The sequence below is a fragment of the Scandinavium sp. genome (assembly GCF_032012665.1).
GTDB lineage: Bacteria > Pseudomonadota > Gammaproteobacteria > Enterobacterales > Enterobacteriaceae > Scandinavium.
Map to the genome: position 1 here is coordinate 168,538 of NZ_DALZVG010000002.1, position 16,545 is coordinate 185,082.

At 56.9% G+C, this 16,545-nt stretch carries 16 protein-coding genes; 11 read left to right on the forward strand and 5 right to left on the reverse strand.

Annotated elements, in window-relative coordinates; translation table 11 throughout:
- Positions 1–21 precede the first annotated feature (21 nt).
- Complete coding sequence (gene tkt, locus RTU33_RS02685; RefSeq protein ID WP_312625106.1) at positions 22–2,016, reverse strand: transketolase; 1,995 nt, start codon at positions 2,014–2,016, stop codon at positions 22–24.
- A 21-nt stretch (positions 2,017–2,037) separates the two neighbouring features.
- Positions 2,038–2,988 (reverse strand): transaldolase, encoded by a 951-nt coding sequence (gene tal, locus RTU33_RS02690; RefSeq protein WP_312625107.1) that lies wholly within the window; start codon positions 2,986–2,988, stop codon positions 2,038–2,040.
- 280 nt (positions 2,989–3,268) lie between these two features.
- Between tal and maeB the strand changes: the two genes are divergently transcribed.
- Positions 3,269–5,548, forward strand: a complete 2,280-nt coding sequence (gene maeB, locus RTU33_RS02695; protein WP_312625109.1) for an NADP-dependent oxaloacetate-decarboxylating malate dehydrogenase — start codon at positions 3,269–3,271, stop codon at positions 5,546–5,548.
- Positions 5,549–5,625: 77 nt separating this feature from the next.
- Here the strand turns inward: maeB and hemF are convergent, their stop codons facing one another.
- On the reverse strand, positions 5,626–6,525 hold the full coding sequence (gene hemF / locus RTU33_RS02700) for an oxygen-dependent coproporphyrinogen oxidase (RefSeq protein ID WP_312625111.1): 900 nt from the start codon (positions 6,523–6,525) through the stop codon (positions 5,626–5,628).
- On the reverse strand, positions 6,525–7,394 hold the full coding sequence (gene amiA, locus RTU33_RS02705; RefSeq protein ID WP_312625112.1) for an N-acetylmuramoyl-L-alanine amidase AmiA: 870 nt from the start codon (positions 7,392–7,394) through the stop codon (positions 6,525–6,527). Before amiA ends, hemF begins: the two co-directional genes overlap by 1 nt.
- 213 nt (positions 7,395–7,607) lie before the next feature.
- On the opposite strand from amiA, the gene RTU33_RS02710 reads away from it, so the two are divergent.
- The 4 genes from RTU33_RS02710 to RTU33_RS02725 all read left to right on the forward strand — a co-directional run bounded on the left by RTU33_RS02710 (position 7,608) and on the right by RTU33_RS02725 (position 10,126).
- Positions 7,608–8,033 (forward strand): GNAT family acetyltransferase, encoded by a 426-nt coding sequence (locus RTU33_RS02710; RefSeq protein WP_312625114.1) that lies wholly within the window; start codon positions 7,608–7,610, stop codon positions 8,031–8,033.
- Complete coding sequence (locus tag RTU33_RS02715) at positions 8,020–8,469, forward strand: DUF2919 domain-containing protein (RefSeq protein WP_312625116.1); 450 nt, start codon at positions 8,020–8,022, stop codon at positions 8,467–8,469. Before RTU33_RS02710 ends, RTU33_RS02715 begins: the two co-directional genes overlap by 14 nt.
- A gap of 62 nt (positions 8,470–8,531) precedes the next feature.
- On the forward strand, positions 8,532–9,119 hold the full coding sequence (locus RTU33_RS02720; RefSeq protein WP_312625118.1) for an RpoE-regulated lipoprotein: 588 nt from the start codon (positions 8,532–8,534) through the stop codon (positions 9,117–9,119).
- 107 nt (positions 9,120–9,226) lie between these two features.
- Complete coding sequence (locus tag RTU33_RS02725) at positions 9,227–10,126, forward strand: Dyp-type peroxidase (RefSeq protein WP_312625120.1); 900 nt, start codon at positions 9,227–9,229, stop codon at positions 10,124–10,126.
- 86 nt (positions 10,127–10,212) lie between these two features.
- Here RTU33_RS02725 and nudI read toward each other — a convergent pair whose 3' ends face one another.
- The gene (gene nudI / locus RTU33_RS02730) at positions 10,213–10,638 is read right to left on the reverse strand and encodes a nucleoside triphosphatase NudI (RefSeq protein WP_312625121.1); all 426 of its coding nucleotides are present in this window, start codon (positions 10,636–10,638) and stop codon (positions 10,213–10,215) included.
- 171 nt (positions 10,639–10,809) lie between these two features.
- On the opposite strand from nudI, the gene cysP reads away from it, so the two are divergent.
- The 6 genes from cysP to pdxK all read left to right on the forward strand — a co-directional run bounded on the left by cysP (position 10,810) and on the right by pdxK (position 16,489).
- Entirely contained in the window at positions 10,810–11,823 is a 1,014-nt protein-coding gene (cysP, locus tag RTU33_RS02735; protein WP_312625122.1) for a thiosulfate ABC transporter substrate-binding protein CysP, read from the forward strand.
- Positions 11,823–12,656, forward strand: a complete 834-nt coding sequence (gene cysT, locus RTU33_RS02740) for a sulfate/thiosulfate ABC transporter permease CysT (protein ID WP_064326924.1) — start codon at positions 11,823–11,825, stop codon at positions 12,654–12,656. The genes cysP and cysT overlap by 1 nt, the downstream gene beginning before the upstream one ends.
- Positions 12,656–13,531, forward strand: coding sequence for a sulfate/thiosulfate ABC transporter permease CysW (cysW, locus tag RTU33_RS02745; protein WP_312625125.1), 876 nt, complete (start codon positions 12,656–12,658; stop codon positions 13,529–13,531). Before cysT ends, cysW begins: the two co-directional genes overlap by 1 nt.
- Positions 13,521–14,615: a sulfate/thiosulfate ABC transporter ATP-binding protein CysA gene (gene cysA, locus RTU33_RS02750; protein WP_312625127.1), complete on the forward strand. Its 1,095-nt coding sequence runs from the start codon at positions 13,521–13,523 to the stop codon at positions 14,613–14,615. Before cysW ends, cysA begins: the two co-directional genes overlap by 11 nt.
- A 120-nt stretch (positions 14,616–14,735) precedes the next feature.
- Entirely contained in the window at positions 14,736–15,647 is a 912-nt protein-coding gene (cysM, locus tag RTU33_RS02755) for a cysteine synthase CysM (protein WP_312625129.1), read from the forward strand.
- A 5-nt stretch (positions 15,648–15,652) separates the two neighbouring features.
- The gene (gene pdxK / locus RTU33_RS02760; protein ID WP_312625130.1) at positions 15,653–16,489 is read left to right on the forward strand and encodes a pyridoxine/pyridoxal/pyridoxamine kinase; all 837 of its coding nucleotides are present in this window, start codon (positions 15,653–15,655) and stop codon (positions 16,487–16,489) included.
- Positions 16,490–16,545 lie beyond the last annotated feature (56 nt).

Genomic DNA, 16,545 nt, shown 5'->3' on the forward strand with positions numbered 1-16,545 from the left:
GCATCCGGCAACAACCAACGACTATTTCCCCAACACCTTGTGCGCCTTCGCGACGATATTCTCTACCGTAAAGCCGAAGAATGGGAACAGCTTCTCGGCAGGCGCGGACTCCCCGAAGGTTGTCATGCCGACAATCGCCCCTTTCAGCCCGACGTATTTGTACCAGTAGTCGGCAATCCCGGCTTCTACCGCCACGCGCGCCGTTACGTCCGAAGGCAGTATGGATTCGCGATACGCTTCATCCTGGGCGTCAAATACATCCGTAGAGGGCAGCGATACCACGCGAACGTTGTGCCCGGCACCCGTGAGTTTTTCCGCCGCCAGTACGGTGATTTCAACTTCCGAACCGGTGGCGATAAGGATCAGATCGGGTTTACCCCCCGCGTCTTTCAGCACATAGCCGCCGCGCGCGATGTCTTTCACCTGATCCGGTGTCCGTTCCATCTGCGCCAGGTTCTGACGCGAGAGGATCAGCGCCGTCGGCCCGTTATGCCTTTCGATAGCCGCTTTCCACGCGACTGCTGTTTCCACCTGATCGCATGGTCGCCAGGTACTGAAGTTTGGCGTCAATCGCAGGCTGGCGAGCTGTTCCACCGCCTGGTGCGTTGGACCATCTTCGCCAAGCCCAATGGAGTCGTGGGTGTAAACCATGATCTGCCGGGCCTTCATCAGCGCCGCCATGCGCGCCGCGTTGCGGGCGTATTCGACGAACATCAGGAAAGTGGCAGTGTAAGGCACGAAGCCGCCGTGGTGGGCGATACCGTTGGCGATGGCGGTCATACCGAATTCTCGTACGCCGTAGTGAATGTAATTTCCGGCATGATCTTCTTTCAGCGAAACCGACTCTTTCCAGATGGTCAGGTTGCTGGGCGCAAGATCGGCTGAACCGCCCAGCAGCTCCGGCAGCATTGGGCCATAGACATTGAGCGCATTCTGCGACGCTTTACGGCTGGCGATTTTAGCGGGTTCAGACTGCAATTTTTCAATATAAGCCTGAGACTCATTCTGCCAGTTTTCCGGCAGCTCACCGCGGGTGCGGCGTATAAATTCTGCTGCCAGTTCAGGATGTGCTTTTTTGTAGGCTGCGAGCTTTTCATTCCAGCTCTGCTGGGCTTTTTCGCCTTTCTCATGGGCGTCCCAGGCCTGGTAAATCTCTTTTGGGATCTCAAACGGCGGGTACTTCCAGCCCAGCTGCTTACGCGCCAGCGCCACTTCTTCTTCGCCCAGCGCCGAGCCGTGCGACTCCTCTTTCCCGGCCTTGTTCGGTGAACCAAAGCCAATCACCGTCCGGCAGATGATCAGCGACGGTTTGTCCTTCACGCTTTGCGCTTCCAGAATCGCCTTTTTCACCGCTTCCGGATCGTGCCCGTCGATCTCATGCACTACGTGCCAGTGATAGGCCTCGAAGCGTTTGGCGGTGTCGTCGGTGAACCAGCCTTCGGTTTCACCGTCAATGGAAATACCGTTGTGATCGTAGAAACCAATCAGCTTACCGAGCCCCAGCGTGCCTGCCAGAGAACAGGCCTCGTGCGAGATGCCCTCCATCAGGCAGCCGTCGCCCATAAAGACGTAGGTATAGTGATCGACGATATCATGATCCGGCCGGTTGAACTGCGCAGCGAGCGTGCGTTCAGAAATCGCCAGCCCGACGGCATTCGCCAGCCCCTGACCGAGCGGCCCGGTGGTGGTTTCAATGCCCGGCGTATAGCCTATTTCTGGATGGCCAGGCGTTTTGGAGTGCAGCTGGCGGAAGTTTTTAATCTCTTCCATCGACAAATCGTAGCCCGTCAGGTGCAGCAGGCTGTACAGCAGCATGGAGGCATGGCCGTTGGATAAAATAAAGCGGTCGCGGTCGAGCCAGTGCGGGTCGTTCGGGTTGTGCTTTAGAAAATCGTTCCACAGCACCTCGGCGATATCCGCCATCCCCATGGGCGCGCCCGGGTGGCCGGAATTGGCTTTCTGTACTGCGTCCATGCTCAGGGCGCGAATGGCGTTGGCAAGCTCTCTACGGGACATAGTTATTCTCCGTGGCAAAAATTACAGTTTGGCGGCAAGCAGATCTTCGAGTTTGCGCTGATCGACGGCGAACAGGCGGATGCCTTCGGCCAGCTTATCCACCGCCATGGCGTCCTGATTGTGCTCCCAGCGGAACTGTGCTTCGGTGAGCGGTGCAGGGCGGTTAAAGAACTGCGAGGCCGGGATCAGCTTGCGCTTCACTTCAGCGTCTTTCTCCTGCAACTCTTTCAGCAGCGGCGGGGCAATGGTCAGCCTGTCGCAGCCCGCCAGCGCCAGAATTTGCTCGGTGCGACGGAAGCTTGCGCCCATCACCACCGTTTCATAACGGTGCTGTTTAAAGTAATCGTAGATATTGCGCACCGATTTCACGCCGGGATCTTCTTCCACCACGTACGGATCCATCGGCTCGCGCTGCTGATACCAGTCATAGATACGCCCGACGAACGGGGAAATCAGGAACACGCCCGCTTCTGCGCAGGCGCGGGCCTGGGCAAAGGAGAACAGCAGCGTCAGGTTGCAGTGAATGCCCTCTTTTTCCAGCACCTCGGCGGCACGAATGCCCTCCCAGGTTGACGCGAGCTTGATAAGAATGCGGGATTTGTCGATGCCCTGATCGGCATACAGCTCTACCAGATGGCGCGCTTTTGCGATGCTCTTGTCTTTATCGAACGACAGGCGTGCGTCCACTTCGGTGGAAACACGCCCGGGAATACTTTTCAGAATTTCTACCCCGAAGTTGACCGCCAGTTTGTCGCTGGCGTCGACCACCTGCTGTTCGCGGCTTGCCCCCTGCTTTTTGGCATAGGTCACGGCGTCGTCAAGCAGGTGTGCGTAGTGCTCAAGCCCGGCGGCCTTGAGTAAAAGCGACGGATTGGTGGTGGCATCTTCGGGCTGATAATGGCGGATGGATTCGATGTCGCCGCTGTCGGCGACCACGGTGGTGAATTTCTTAATGCCATCTAGCTGGTTCATGAAATAAGACTCCTTAGAAAGCAAGGCGTTATACGAATGTTTTCGCTTGCCGTTCCGGATGATGAATGAAGGTCTTAACTCAAAAGCATAGCAGACGACGATCGCCTTGCTTTGCGATGCGTGTTAACAGAGGTGTTAAAAATTAATAACAAAATGGCGTTTTGATGACGAGAGTATGGCGGCCTTCAAAGTTTACAAAACAGTAACGGAGGATACTCAGGGGTTAGCACCGGGAAGACATTTCTCCTGATAATGACGTGATGTAAAAAAGGAACCCCAAATGGATGACCAGTTAAAACAAAGCGCTCTCGACTTCCACGAATTCCCAGTCCCCGGGAAAATTCAGGTTTCGCCTACCAAACCGCTGGCGACCCAGCGTGACCTGGCGCTGGCCTATTCGCCGGGCGTTGCCGCCCCGTGCCTTGAAATCGAGAAAGACCCGCTGGCGGCCTACAAATACACTGCCCGCGGCAACCTGGTGGCGGTGGTTTCTAACGGTACCGCGGTACTTGGCCTCGGTAATATCGGTGCGCTTGCCGGGAAGCCGGTGATGGAAGGGAAGGGCGTGCTGTTCAAAAAATTTGCCGGGATTGACGTGTTCGATATCGAAGTGGATGAGCTCGATCCGGATAAGTTCATCGATGTGGTCGCTGCGCTGGAACCCACTTTTGGCGGCATTAACCTCGAAGATATCAAAGCGCCGGAGTGCTTTTACATTGAGCAGAAGCTGCGCGAGCGCATGAACATTCCCGTGTTCCATGACGATCAGCACGGTACGGCGATTATCAGCACGGCGGCGATCCTGAACGGCCTGCGCGTGGTTGAAAAAAATCTTTCTGATGTGCGCATGGTGGTCTCCGGAGCAGGCGCGGCGGCAATTGCCTGTATGAACCTGCTGGTGGCGCTGGGGATGCAGAAACACAATATCGTGGTCTGCGATTCAAAGGGCGTTATCTATAAAGATCGCGAACCGAACATGGCGGAGACCAAAGCGGCCTACGCGGTGATTGATGACGGCAAGCGCACGCTGGACGACGTTATCGAAGGCGCTGACATTTTCCTCGGCTGCTCTGGCCCGAAAGTCCTCACCCAGGAGATGGTGAAGAAAATGGCCCGCGCGCCGATGATCCTCGCGCTGGCTAACCCTGAGCCGGAAATTTTGCCAACCCTGGCGAAAGAGGTGCGTCCGGACGCCATCATCTGCACCGGGCGTTCCGACTACCCGAATCAGGTGAACAACGTGCTCTGCTTCCCGTTTATCTTCCGCGGCGCGCTGGACGTGGGCGCAACGGCGATTAACGAAGAGATGAAACTTGCGGCGGTGCACGCGATTGCCGAACTGGCGCACGCCGAGCAAAGTGAAGTGGTGGCCTCCGCCTATGGCGATCAGGATCTGAGCTTTGGCGCGGAGTACATCATTCCAAAACCGTTCGATCCGCGCCTGATTGTGAAAATCGCGCCGGCCGTGGCCAAAGCGGCGATGGATTCGGGCGTGGCGACGCGTCCGATTGCCGATTTCGCCGCCTATGAAGAGAAGCTGAGCGAGTTCGTCTACAAAACCAACCTGTTCATGAAGCCGATTTTCTCCCAGGCGCGCAAAGAGCCGAAACGCGTGGTGCTGGCGGAAGGTGAGGATACTCGCGTGCTGCATGCTACCCAGGAGCTGATTACGCTTGGTCTGGCGAAGCCGATTCTGATTGGTCGTCCGAACGTTATCGAAATGCGTCTGCAAAAGCTTGGCCTGCAAATGAAGCCTGGCGTGGACTTTGAAATCGTCAACAACGAATCTGACCCACGCTTTAAAGAGTACTGGATGGAGTATTACGCCATCATGAAGCGCAAGGGGATCACCCAGGAGCAGGCGCAGCGCCACGTGATCAGTAACACCACGGTGATTGGCGCGATCATGGTCCAGCGAGGTGAAGCGGATGCGCTGATTTGCGGCACCATCGGCGATTATCATGAGCACTTCACCGTGATTCAGCAGCTGTTTGGCTATCGCGATGGCGTCCACACGGCGGGCGCAATGAACGCGCTGCTGCTGCCAAGCGGCAACACCTTTATTGCTGACACCTACGTCAACAACGACCCAACGGCGGAGCAATTGGCGGAAATCACCCTGATGGCGGCGGAAACCGTGCGCCGCTTCGGGATTGAGCCGCGCGTGGCGCTGCTGTCGCATTCGAACTTTGGATCGTCGAACTGTGCAGCGGCAGTCAGAATGCGTGAGACCCTTGAGCTGGTGCGGGCGAGCGATCCGGAACTGATGATCGACGGGGAGATGCACGGCGACGCCGCGCTGGTGGAAAGCATTCGCCAGGAACGGATGCCAGACAGCCCGCTGAAAGGTGCCGCCAACATTCTGGTGATGCCGAATATGGAAGCGGCGCGTATCAGCTACAACCTGCTGCGCGTTTCCAGCTCAGAGGGCGTGACCGTCGGCCCGGTGCTGATGGGGGTGGCCAAGCCGGTGCACATTCTGACGCCAATCGCCTCGGTACGCCGCATCGTCAATATGGTGGCGCTGGCGGTGGTTGAGGCGCAGACTGAGCCGCTTTAAGGAGTTTGTCGGGTGGCGCTACGCTAACCCGACTTACAGGATAGCGTAGGCCGGGCAAGCGAATGCACCGCCCGGTATTAAATCCAGTCCCGCACCTGAATAAACTCACTCAGGGCAGCCTCTGGGCTGCCTTCTTCTGGCTGCCAGTTATACTCCCAGCGCACCAGCGGCGGCATCGACATTAAAATCGACTCCGTGCGGCCTCCGGTTTGCAGGCCGAACAGCGTGCCGCGATCCCACACCAGGTTAAATTCCACATAGCGCCCGCGGCGATAAAGCTGGAAATCCCGTTCACGCTCACCCCAGGGCTGCGCTTTACGGCGCTCAACGATTGGCAGATAGGCATCGGTGAAGCCGTCTCCCACCGCCTGCATAAAGGCGAAGCAGGTGTCGAAATCTGGGGTGTTCAGGTCGTCAAAGAACAGGCCGCCGATGCCGCGCTGCTCGTGGCGATGCTTCAGGAAGAAGTAGTCGTCGCACCATTTTTTGTAGCGCGGATAAACGTCTTCGCCGAACGGCAGGCACAGGTCGCGGGCAACGGTGTGCCAGTGAACGGCGTCCTCTTCCACGCCGTAGTAGGGGGTTAAATCGAAACCACCGCCAAACCACCACACCGGATCGGCACCGGGCTTTTCTGCGATAAAGAAGCGGACGTTAGCGTGACTTGTGGGCACGTGCGGGCTGCGGGGATGGACCACCAGCGACACGCCCATTGCTTCAAAGCTGCGGCCAGCGAGCTCCGGGCGATGCGCCGTGGCGGAGGCGGGCATGGCATCACCGTGGACGTGGCTGAAGTTGACGCCGGCCTGCTCAAAAACGCCGCCTTCGCGCAGCACCCGACTGCGACCGCCACCGCCAGCCTCGCGCTGCCAGCTGTCTTCAATAAACTCACTGCCGTCGATTTCAGCAAGCTGCTGACAGATACGGTCCTGAAGATTGAGTAAAAAGGCTTTGACCTGGGCGACATCGGGTTTCATTAACGTCTCTTCACGTGGGCTTTCTGGTTATCGAACCAGCTGAAATAGCTGAGGATGCCGGAAGCAATGGCGTTGGCAATCTTCTGGCGAAATGCAGTCGTGCCAAGCAGCTTCTCCTCACCCGGGTTGGTTATGAACGAAGTCTCGACCAGCACCGAGGGAATTGACGGTGATTTGAGCACCACGAACGCCGCCTGTTCCGTACTGCGGCTGTGCAGCTTATGCACCGGTTTAATCTGCTTCAGAATATGCGAGCCGAGCGTCAGGCTGTTCTTAATAGTGTCTGTTTGTACCAGATCGAACAACACCTGCTGGAGCAGGTGATCTTTATCGAGCGCTTTTTTGCCCGCCAGCTCATCAACGGCGTTCTCTTTATCGGAGAGATATTTCGCCATGGCGCTACTTGCCCCGCGGTTGGAGAGGGCAAATACCGAGGCTCCGGCAGCACTTGGATTCGTAAAGCCGTCGGCGTGAATCGACATAAACAGATCCGCACCGTGTTTGTGGGCGATTTCCACGCGGTCGTACAGTGGAATAAAGGTATCGCTGGTGCGCGTCAGGCGGGCGTCGATGCCGTGACCACGCAGGATAGAGCGAACGTTTTTGGCAATGGCCAGCACCACATGCTTCTCTTTGGAACCGCCGTGGCCGATGGCGCCGGTATCAATACCGCCATGCCCCGGATCGAGCATCACGATGCGGCGGGATCCAGCTTTCTTCGCCGCCGGTTTGCTGTGGCCGTTGCTGGTTTTCAGCGTTGTATCTTTTGCGATGGCTTTGGACATGCCGGACAGCGTTAGCGCGGCCAGTCCGGCTTTCAGCACCTGACGGCGCGAAGCGAGTGTTTTTAAGGGTTTAAAAGTGCTCATGCGGCCTGATGTGTAAAAATAAATAATCCATGTGTTATATCGTATCGTGTTTTCCGTTACGACTTTTCGGGATGAGAATTGTTTTACTTTTCATTTCAATACGTGACAATGCAACATTATGCCATTTTTTTGAGCGTTATTCGCCAGATATTGGCTAATTAAGGCGTTCGCGCCATAATCACTGTTTTTAAACCTGAAAAGATGGGTAATACCATGGAGATACGCGTTTTTCGCCAGTCCGATTTCGAAGAGGTTATTACGCTTTGGGAGCGTTGCGACCTGCTGCGCCCATGGAACGACCCGGAAATGGATATTGAGCGTAAGCTCAATCATGACGTCAGCCTGTTTCTGGTGGCCGAGGTTAATGGTGAAGTCGTGGGCAGCGTGATGGGCGGCTACGACGGTCACCGCGGCTCGGCTTATTACCTTGGCGTTCATCCGGACTATCGGGGAAGAGGGATCGCTAACGCGCTGCTCAACCGGCTGGAGAAAAAACTGATCGCCCGCGGCTGTCCGAAGCTGCAAATTATGGTGCGCGAAGATAATGATATGGTCCAGGGCATGTATGAACGCCTGGGCTACGAGCATGGCGATGTGGCCGTGCTGGGTAAGCGCCTGATTGAAGATGAAGAATATTGAGTTTTCACCGTCGGCATACGATGGTCACGGGCGGCTTCGGCTGCCCTTTCTGTTCTGGTGCGTACTGCTGTTGCAGGCCCGGACCTGGGTGCTGTTCGTGATGGCCGGCGCGTCGCGCCAGCAGGGCGACTCGTTGCTGAATCTGTTTTATCCCGATCGTGATAATTTCTGGCTTGGCCTGCTGCCGGGTGTACCTGCGGTCGTCGCGTTTTTGCTTAGCGGGCGGCGGCATCAGAGTCCGCGCCTGTGGGCGGCAATGCGCTGGGTGCTGATAGCGGCACAGCTGGTACTGCTGGCCTGGCAGCCGCTGCTGTGGTTGCAGGGAGAGCCGCTGAGCGGTATTGGCCTCGCGCTGGTGGTGATGGATATTTTTGCCCTCTGGTGGCTGCTCAGTAACCGCCGTTTACGCGCCTGTTTTTCCCTGTCTGAGGATTAATGGCACTTTTCTGCCGTTCCGGACTCCAACTGGCGTTGTGTTGACATAGAAAGGACCCTGAAATGAAATCGATGCGTTTATTACTCTGCGCGCTTCCTCTGGCATTAACCGGCTGCGCGACCGTCAGCTCGGGCTTGAGCTCGGTGCACTGGTCGTCCGCTTTGCCGTGGAACTGGTTTGGCTCCTCAACCGAAGTCACCGAACAGGGCGTTGGTGATCTGACGGCCTCCACGCCGTTGGATGAAAAAGCCATCAGTGATGCGCTGGACGGCGATTACCGCCTGCGCAGCGGCATGAAGACAGACAAAGGCAACATCGTAAAATACTTCGAAGCCCTAAAGGACGACAAAGTGGCGCTGGTGGTGAACGGTGAGGCGGGAACCCTGAGCCGCATTGACGTGATGGACAGTGACATCGGCGTGGCCGACGGCGGTAAAATTGGCACGCGCTTCAGCGATCTGTACAGCAAAGCGTACGGCAGCTGCGAAAAAGCGACCGGCGACGACAGCGCGGGCGTCGAGTGTAAAGCCAAAGACAGCCAGCATATCAGCTACTTGTTCAGCGGCGAATGGGCCGGGCCACAGGAGCTGATGCCGCCGGACGACTCCCTGAAAAGCTGGAAAGTCAGTAAGATTATCTGGCGTCGCTAATTTGCGCGCGGACAAGCTGCCCTGACAAAAAAGCGGGTATAATACGCCGCATCAATCAATGCCACGATGTCGTGGCATCTTTTTTTGTTTTTTCAGGAGGAGCAGCGATGTCTCAGGTTCAGAGCGGCATTTTGCCGGAACATTGCCGTGCGGCGATTTGGATTGAAGCCAATGTGAAAGGGGACGTCAACGCCCTGCGTGAGTGCAGCAAAGTGTTTGCCGATAAGCTGGCCACCTTTGAAGCGAAATTCCCCGATGCGCATCTCGGCGCAGTGGTTGCATTCGGGCATGAGACCTGGCGTAGCCTCAGCGGCGGCCAGGGGGCGGAGGAACTGAAAGATTTTACCCCTTATGGCAAAGGTCTTGCTCCGGCTACGCAGTATGATGTGCTGATCCACATCCTCTCCCTGCGTCATGACGTAAACTTCTCTGTCGCTCAGGCCGCTATGGAAGCGTTTGGTGCAGCCATTGACGTGAAAGAAGAAATTCACGGCTTCCGTTGGGTGGAAGAGCGCGATCTTAGCGGCTTCGTTGACGGCACCGAAAACCCGGCAGGCGAAGAAACTCGCCGTGAGGTGGCGGTGATTGCCGACGGCGTGGACGCGGGCGGCAGCTACGTGTTCGTCCAGCGCTGGGAGCACAACCTCAAACAGCTGAACCGCATGAGCATTCCGGATCAGGAAATGATGATTGGCCGAACCAAAGAAGCCAACGAAGAGATCGACGGTGACGATCGTCCTGAGACCTCGCACCTGTCGCGCGTCGACCTGAAAGAGAACGGCAAAGGCCTGAAGATTGTGCGTCAGAGCCTGCCGTACGGCACCGCCAGCGGCACGCATGGCCTGTACTTCTGCGCCTACTGTGCGCGTCTGTACAATATTGAGCAGCAGCTGCTGAGCATGTTTGGTGACACAGACGGCAAGCGTGACGCGATGCTGCGTTTCACCAAACCGGTGACCGGCGGTTACTACTTCGCCCCTTCCCTGGATAAATTGCTGGCGCTGTAAAAATCACTATGCCGGGCGGCGCTGCGCTTGCACCGGCCTGCAAAATACAGGCCCGGTAAGGCGTAGCCGCCACCGGGCAATACAATCTACAATAATCCCTTATCGATAAACGTCTGGCGCGTCGCCACGTTCAAATCGTATTCACCCAGCTTCTCTGGCCGCACCCACGCCACGGCCTGAAACTCTTCATTAAGCGTAATGTCCCGATTGGCGCTGACGCAGTCAAACATCAGGTAAATCATGTAAATTTCTTCCTGTGTGCCATCGGCGTAGGTTTTGATTCGCGTATCGTCACGGAAGTGCCACGGCGCGATCTGGCTGATTTCCAGCTTATCGCCCAGCTCCTCGGCAATCTCCCGTAGCAGCGCCTGCTCCATGGTTTCTCCGGGCTCCATTCCGCCACCGGAGAGGGCCCACTGGCCGGGGAAAACGCCTCTGTCATCTGCCATTTTGCACAACAGGTACTCACCGTTGTTCTGAATTATCGGGCAGACAATTGTCCTTTGACGCATGGCTTTATCCTCCATTAGTTGTTTGCCGAGTGTATCAAATCGACGTCGGGTAACCTCTTATTCTGTTTTAAACTTGTAAATCACCAAACGGTATATAAAACCGTTACTGCTTTCATCCTCGTTATAAATATGATGGCCATAAGATAGTCATTATTCTGATAAGGGTGCGCAATGGCCGTTACATCACTGAAAAAAGGAACCCTGGCGCTCGGCGCTCTGCTGCTGGCAACCCAGGTACAGGCAACTGAACTGCTGAACAGTTCCTATGACGTTTCACGCGAGCTGTTTGCGGCCCTGAATCCTCCGTTTGAACAGCAGTGGGCGAAAGAGCACGGCGGCGACAAGCTGACGATTAAACAGTCTCATGCCGGTTCATCCAAGCAGGCGTTGGCGATTTTGCAGGGCCTGAAGGCGGATGTGGTCACCTACAACCAGGTGACTGACGTACAGATTCTGCATGACAAAGGTAACCTTATCCCGGCCAACTGGCAGAGCCGTCTGCCGAACAACAGCTCGCCGTTCTATTCGACCATGGCGTTCCTGGTGCGCAAAGGCAACCCGAAGAACGTTCATGACTGGAGCGATTTAGTCCGCACCGACGTGCAGCTGGTTTTCCCTAATCCCAAAACGTCCGGTAATGGCCGTTATACGTATCTTGCCGCCTGGGGTGCAGCCGCCAAAGCCGATGGCAACGATAACGCCAAAACTGAACAGTTCATGACGCAGTTCCTCAAAAACGTGCAGGTCTTCGATACCGGCGGCCGTGGCGCGACCACCACCTTCGTTGAGCGTGGTCTGGGCGATGTGCTGATCACGTTTGAATCCGAAGTGAACAACATTCGTAAACAGTATGCCGATCAGGGCTTCGAAGTGGTGGTGCCGAAAACCAACATTCTGGCCGAGTTTCCGGTGACTTGGGTCGATAAAAACGTCAAAGCCAACGGCACGGAAGAAGCCGCTAAGGCCTATCTGACCTGGCTTTACAGCCCGCAGGCGCAAACCATCATTACCGATTACTCCTACCGTGTGAATAACCCGACCGTGATGGACAAGCTGAAAGACAAATTCCCGCAAACCGATCTCTTCCGTGTGGAAGATCAGTTCGGCTCCTGGCCTGAAGTGATGAAGACCCATTTTGCCAGCGGCGGCGAGCTGGATAAGCTGCTGGCGGCGGGGCATAAGTAATGTTTGCTGTCTCTTCGCGGCGAGTGCTGCCGGGCTTTACCTTAAGCCTCGGCACCAGCCTGCTGTTTGTGTGTCTGATTCTGCTGCTGCCGCTCAGCGCGCTGGTGATGCAGTTGGCGCAGATGAGCTGGGCACAGTACTGGGAAGTCATCACCAACCCTCAGGTAGTGGCTGCCTACAAAGTGACGCTGCTGTCGGCATTCGTGGCGTCCATCTTTAACGGCGTGTTTGGCCTGCTGATGGCATGGATCCTGACGCGCTACCGTTTTCCGGGCCGCACGCTGCTCGACGCGCTGATGGATTTACCGTTTGCCCTGCCAACGGCGGTGGCGGGCCTGACGCTGGCCTCTCTGTTTTCTGTTAATGGCTTCTATGGCGAATGGCTGGCGAAGTTCGATATCAAGGTGACGTACACCTGGCTCGGAATTGCGGTGGCGATGGCCTTTACCAGCATCCCGTTTGTGGTGCGTACCGTTCAGCCCGTGCTGGAAGAGCTGGGCCCCGAATACGAAGAAGCGGCGGAAACGCTCGGAGCCACGCGCATTCAGAGCTTCCGTAAAGTAGTGCTGCCGGAGCTTTCCCCGGCGCTGCTGGCGGGGGTTGCGCTGTCGTTTACTCGCAGCCTCGGTGAGTTTGGTGCGGTGATCTTTATTGCGGGCAACATTGCCTGGAAAACGGAAGTGACCTCGCTGATGATTTTTGTCCGCCTGCAGGAGTTTGACTATCCGGCGGCGAGCGCGATTGCCTCAGTGATCCTGGCGGCGTCGCTGCTGCTGCTGTTTTCCATCAACACCCTGCAAAGTCGCTTTGGTCGACGTGTGGTAGGTCACTAATGGCGGAAGTTACGCAATTGAAACGCTATGACGCGCCCCGCATTAACTGGGGAAAATGGTTTCTTATAGGCACCGGGCTGCTGGTATCGGCCTTTATCCTGCTGGTGCCGATGATTTACATCTTTGTGCAGGCATTCAGCAAAGGGCTGATGCCGGTGCTGCAAAACCTGGCCGACCCGGACATGCTGCATGCCATCTGGCTGACGGTGATGATTGCGCTTATCACCGTGCCGGTGAACCTGGTGTTCGGCACGCTGCTGGCCTGGCTGGTGACGCGATTTAACTTCCCGGGCCGCCAGCTGCTGTTGACGCTGCTGGATATTCCTTTTGCGGTTTCACCTGTTGTGGCAGGTCTGGTGTATTTGCTGTTCTACGGCTCGAACGGTCCCCTAGGTTCGTGGCTGGATGCGCATAACCTGCAAATTATGTTTGCCTGGCCGGGAATGGTGCTGGCGACGATTTTCGTTACCTGTCCGTTTGTGGTGCGTGAGCTGGTACCGGTGATGCTGAGCCAGGGCAGTAATGAGGACGAAGCGGCGATTCTGCTCGGCGCCTCTGGCTGGCAGATGTTCCGCCGGGTCACGCTGCCGAATATTCGCTGGGCGCTGCTGTACGGTGTGGTGCTGACCAACGCCCGCGCGATAGGTGAATTTGGCGCAGTATCGGTGGTCTCCGGTTCGATTCGTGGTGAAACGCTGTCGCTGCCGCTGCAGATTGAATTACTCGAGCAGGACTACAACACAGTGGGTTCCTTCACCGCCGCGGCCCTGCTGACGTTAATGGCTATTTTGACCCTGTTTTTGAAGAGTGTGGTGCAGTGGCGCCTGGAAAATCAGGAAAAACGCGTGCATCAGGAGAAGCATCATGAGCATTGAAATTGCCGGCATTAAGAAATCGTTTGGGCGCACTCAGGTGCTGAATGATATTTCTTTGGATATTCCGTCCGGTCAGATGGTGGCGCTGCTTGGGCCGTCGGGCTCCGGCAAAACTACCCTGCTGCGTATTATTGCCGGCCTGGAGCATCAGACCAGCGGGCAGATTCGCTTCCACGGTACGGATGTTAGCCGCTTACACGCCCGCGAGCGCAAAGTTGGCTTCGTGTTCCAGCACTATGCGTTATTCCGCCATATGACGGTGTTCGACAACATCGCCTTTGGCCTGACGGTGCTGCCGCGCCGTGAGCGCCCGAATGCGGCGCAAATTAAAGCCAAAGTCACCAAACTGCTGGAAATGGTTCAGCTGGCACATCTGGCGGATCGTTACCCTGCACAGCTTTCCGGCGGGCAGAAACAGCGCGTGGCGTTGGCACGTGCGCTGGCCGTTGAGCCACAAATTCTGCTGCTGGATGAGCCGTTCGGTGCGCTGGATGCGCAGGTACGTAAAGAGCTGCGCCGCTGGCTGCGTCAGCTGCACGAAGAGCTGAAGTTCACCAGCGTGTTCGTGACCCACGATCAGGAAGAAGCGATGGAAGTTGCTGACCGCGTGGTGGTGATGAGCCAGGGCAATATTGAGCAGGTGGACGCGCCCGATCAGGTCTGGCGTGAACCAGCCACACGATTTGTACTGGAGTTTATGGGGGAAGTGAACCGCCTGAAAGGCACCGTTCGCGGAGGGCAATTCCACGTTGGAGCGCACCGCTGGCCGCTTGGCTACACGCCAGCTTATCAGGGACCGGTCGATTTGTTCCTCCGTCCGTGGGAAGTGGACGTGAGCCGCCGTACAAGCCTGGATTCTCCGCTGCCCGTGCAGGTGCTGGAAGCCAGCCCGAAAGGCCATTACACCCAGCTCGTTGTGCAGCCGCTCGGCTGGTATAACGAAACGCTGACCGTTGTCATGCGCGGCGATGATGCTCCACTGCGCGGAGAGCGCCTGTTTGTGGGGCTACAGCATGCACGCCTTTACGACGGGAAAACGCGGATTGAAAACCGCGAGGAGCTTGCTCTGGCGGAATCTGCCTGATAGCTTTATTGCATCCTGATGTTGCCGGGTGGCGCTCCGCTTACCCGGCCTACAAGAAAATGCATGGTTTTGTAGGCCCGGTAAGCACAGCGCACCGGGCTTTTTTATTGGAATGCAGAAGTGACAACACTCGAACACACCATCGGCAATACTCCCTTAGTCAGGCTTCAGCGCCTGACGCCGGCGAACGGCAGTGAAATCTGGGTCAAGCTCGAAGGAAATAATCCTGCCGGATCCGTTAAAGACCGTGCGGCGCTTTCCATGATTGTGCAGGCGGAATCACGCGGCGAAATCAAACCGGGTGATGTGCTGATTGAGGCGACCAGCGGCAATACCGGTATCGCTTTGGCGATGATCTCGGCGCTGAAAGGCTATCGCATGAAGCTGCTGATGCCGGACAACATGAGCCAGGAGCGCCGCGCGGCAATGCGTGCCTACGGCGCTGAGCTGATCCTTGTCAGCAAGGAACAGGGCATGGAAGGCGCGCGCGATCTGGCGCTTGAGATGGCGAAGCGCGGTGAAGGCAAGCTTCTCGACCAGTTTAACAATCCCGACAACCCTTACGCGCACTACACCACCACCGGGCCGGAAATCTGGCAGCAAACAAATCAGCGAATCACGCACTTTGTCTCCAGCATGGGAACGACCGGCACCATTACCGGCGTATCTCGTTTTCTTCGCGAACAGGATAAGCCGGTGACCATCGTCGGGCTGCAGCCGGAAGAGGGCAGCAGTATTCCGGGGATCCGCCGCTGGCCCGCGGAATATATGCCCGGGATTTATAATGCCGCTCTGGTGGATGAGGTCATGGATATTCATCAGCGCGATGCAGAAAATACCATGCGTGAGCTGGCGGTGCGGGAAGGTATTTTCTGCGGCGTGAGTTCCGGCGGGGCGGTCGCGGGGGCGCTGCGGGTGGCGAAGGCCAATCCCGGCGCGGTCGTGGTTGCCATTATTTGCGATCGCGGCGATCGGTATCTGTCGACCGGCGTGTTTGGCGAAGAAAGTTACAGTCAGGGGGCGGGGATTTAACGGTCATGGAAATGATACTTTTTCGGGATAAAACCCGGGCGCAGCAGGCCGACATTGTGGCCGTGCAGTCTCAGGTGGTCTACGGCAGCGTGGGCAACAGCGTGGCGGTGCCGAATATCAAACAGCATCACCTGAACGTGCTGGCCGTGCCGACGGTGCTGTTCAGCAACACGCCGCATTACGATACTTTCTACGGCGGGGTTATTCCTGATGAGTGGTTCAGCGGTTACCTGCGGGCGCTGGAAGAGCGTGACGCTCTGCGCGAACTGAAAGCCGTCACCACCGGCTACATGGGCAGCGCCAGCCAGATTGCTATTCTGGCTGAATGGCTGAAGGCCATGCGGGAAAAACATCCGCAGATGATGATTCTGGTCGATCCGGTGATCGGCGATACCGACAGCGGCGTGTACGTGAAACCAGAGATTCCTGCCGCCTATTGTGAGCATCTTCTGCCGCTGGCGCAGGGCATCACGCCAAACGTATTTGAGCTGGGCGTGCTAAGCGGCAAGCCGTGCGATACGCTCGACGAGGCGATTGCCGCAGCGAAAGGTCTGCTTTCCGACACGTTAAAATGGGTGGCAATCACCAGCGCGCCGGTGCCGGACGACAACGATATTCATGTGGTTCTGGTGACAAAAGAGAGCGTTGATATCAGCGGCTGGCCGCGTGTGGCAACCGATTTGAAAGGCACAGGCGATCTGTTTTGTTCGGAGCTGATTAGCGCCGTTGTGCAGGGGAACACCTTGCAGGACGCAGTGCGCGCGGCCGGAAGTCGTGTCGTAGAAGTGATGGGCTACACGCTTGAAAAGGGCTATGACGAGCTGATTTTACCGCCGCGCTAGTGACAAAGAGCAGAAACGAAAATGGCGCCCGTAGGCGCCATTTTTTTATCCATGCA

What these genes read in the sequence shown, in the direction of transcription:
- tkt (WP_312625106.1), bottom strand. Translation starts at nt 2,016, where the DNA reads ATGTCCCGTAGAGAGCTTGCCAACGCCATTCGCGCCCTGAGCATGGAC.
- tal (WP_312625107.1), bottom strand. Translation starts at nt 2,988, where the DNA reads ATGAACCAGCTAGATGGCATTAAGAAATTCACCACCGTGGTCGCCGAC.
- maeB (WP_312625109.1), top strand. Translation starts at nt 3,269, where the DNA reads ATGGATGACCAGTTAAAACAAAGCGCTCTCGACTTCCACGAATTCCCA.
- hemF (WP_312625111.1), bottom strand. Translation starts at nt 6,525, where the DNA reads ATGAAACCCGATGTCGCCCAGGTCAAAGCCTTTTTACTCAATCTTCAG.
- amiA (WP_312625112.1), bottom strand. Translation starts at nt 7,394, where the DNA reads ATGAGCACTTTTAAACCCTTAAAAACACTCGCTTCGCGCCGTCAGGTG.
- RTU33_RS02710 (WP_312625114.1), top strand. Translation starts at nt 7,608, where the DNA reads ATGGAGATACGCGTTTTTCGCCAGTCCGATTTCGAAGAGGTTATTACG.
- RTU33_RS02715 (WP_312625116.1), top strand. Translation starts at nt 8,020, where the DNA reads ATGAAGAATATTGAGTTTTCACCGTCGGCATACGATGGTCACGGGCGG.
- RTU33_RS02720 (WP_312625118.1), top strand. Translation starts at nt 8,532, where the DNA reads ATGAAATCGATGCGTTTATTACTCTGCGCGCTTCCTCTGGCATTAACC.
- RTU33_RS02725 (WP_312625120.1), top strand. Translation starts at nt 9,227, where the DNA reads ATGTCTCAGGTTCAGAGCGGCATTTTGCCGGAACATTGCCGTGCGGCG.
- nudI (WP_312625121.1), bottom strand. Translation starts at nt 10,638, where the DNA reads ATGCGTCAAAGGACAATTGTCTGCCCGATAATTCAGAACAACGGTGAG.
- cysP (WP_312625122.1), top strand. Translation starts at nt 10,810, where the DNA reads ATGGCCGTTACATCACTGAAAAAAGGAACCCTGGCGCTCGGCGCTCTG.
- cysT (WP_064326924.1), top strand. Translation starts at nt 11,823, where the DNA reads ATGTTTGCTGTCTCTTCGCGGCGAGTGCTGCCGGGCTTTACCTTAAGC.
- cysW (WP_312625125.1), top strand. Translation starts at nt 12,656, where the DNA reads ATGGCGGAAGTTACGCAATTGAAACGCTATGACGCGCCCCGCATTAAC.
- cysA (WP_312625127.1), top strand. Translation starts at nt 13,521, where the DNA reads ATGAGCATTGAAATTGCCGGCATTAAGAAATCGTTTGGGCGCACTCAG.
- pdxK (WP_312625130.1), top strand. Translation starts at nt 15,653, where the DNA reads ATGGAAATGATACTTTTTCGGGATAAAACCCGGGCGCAGCAGGCCGAC.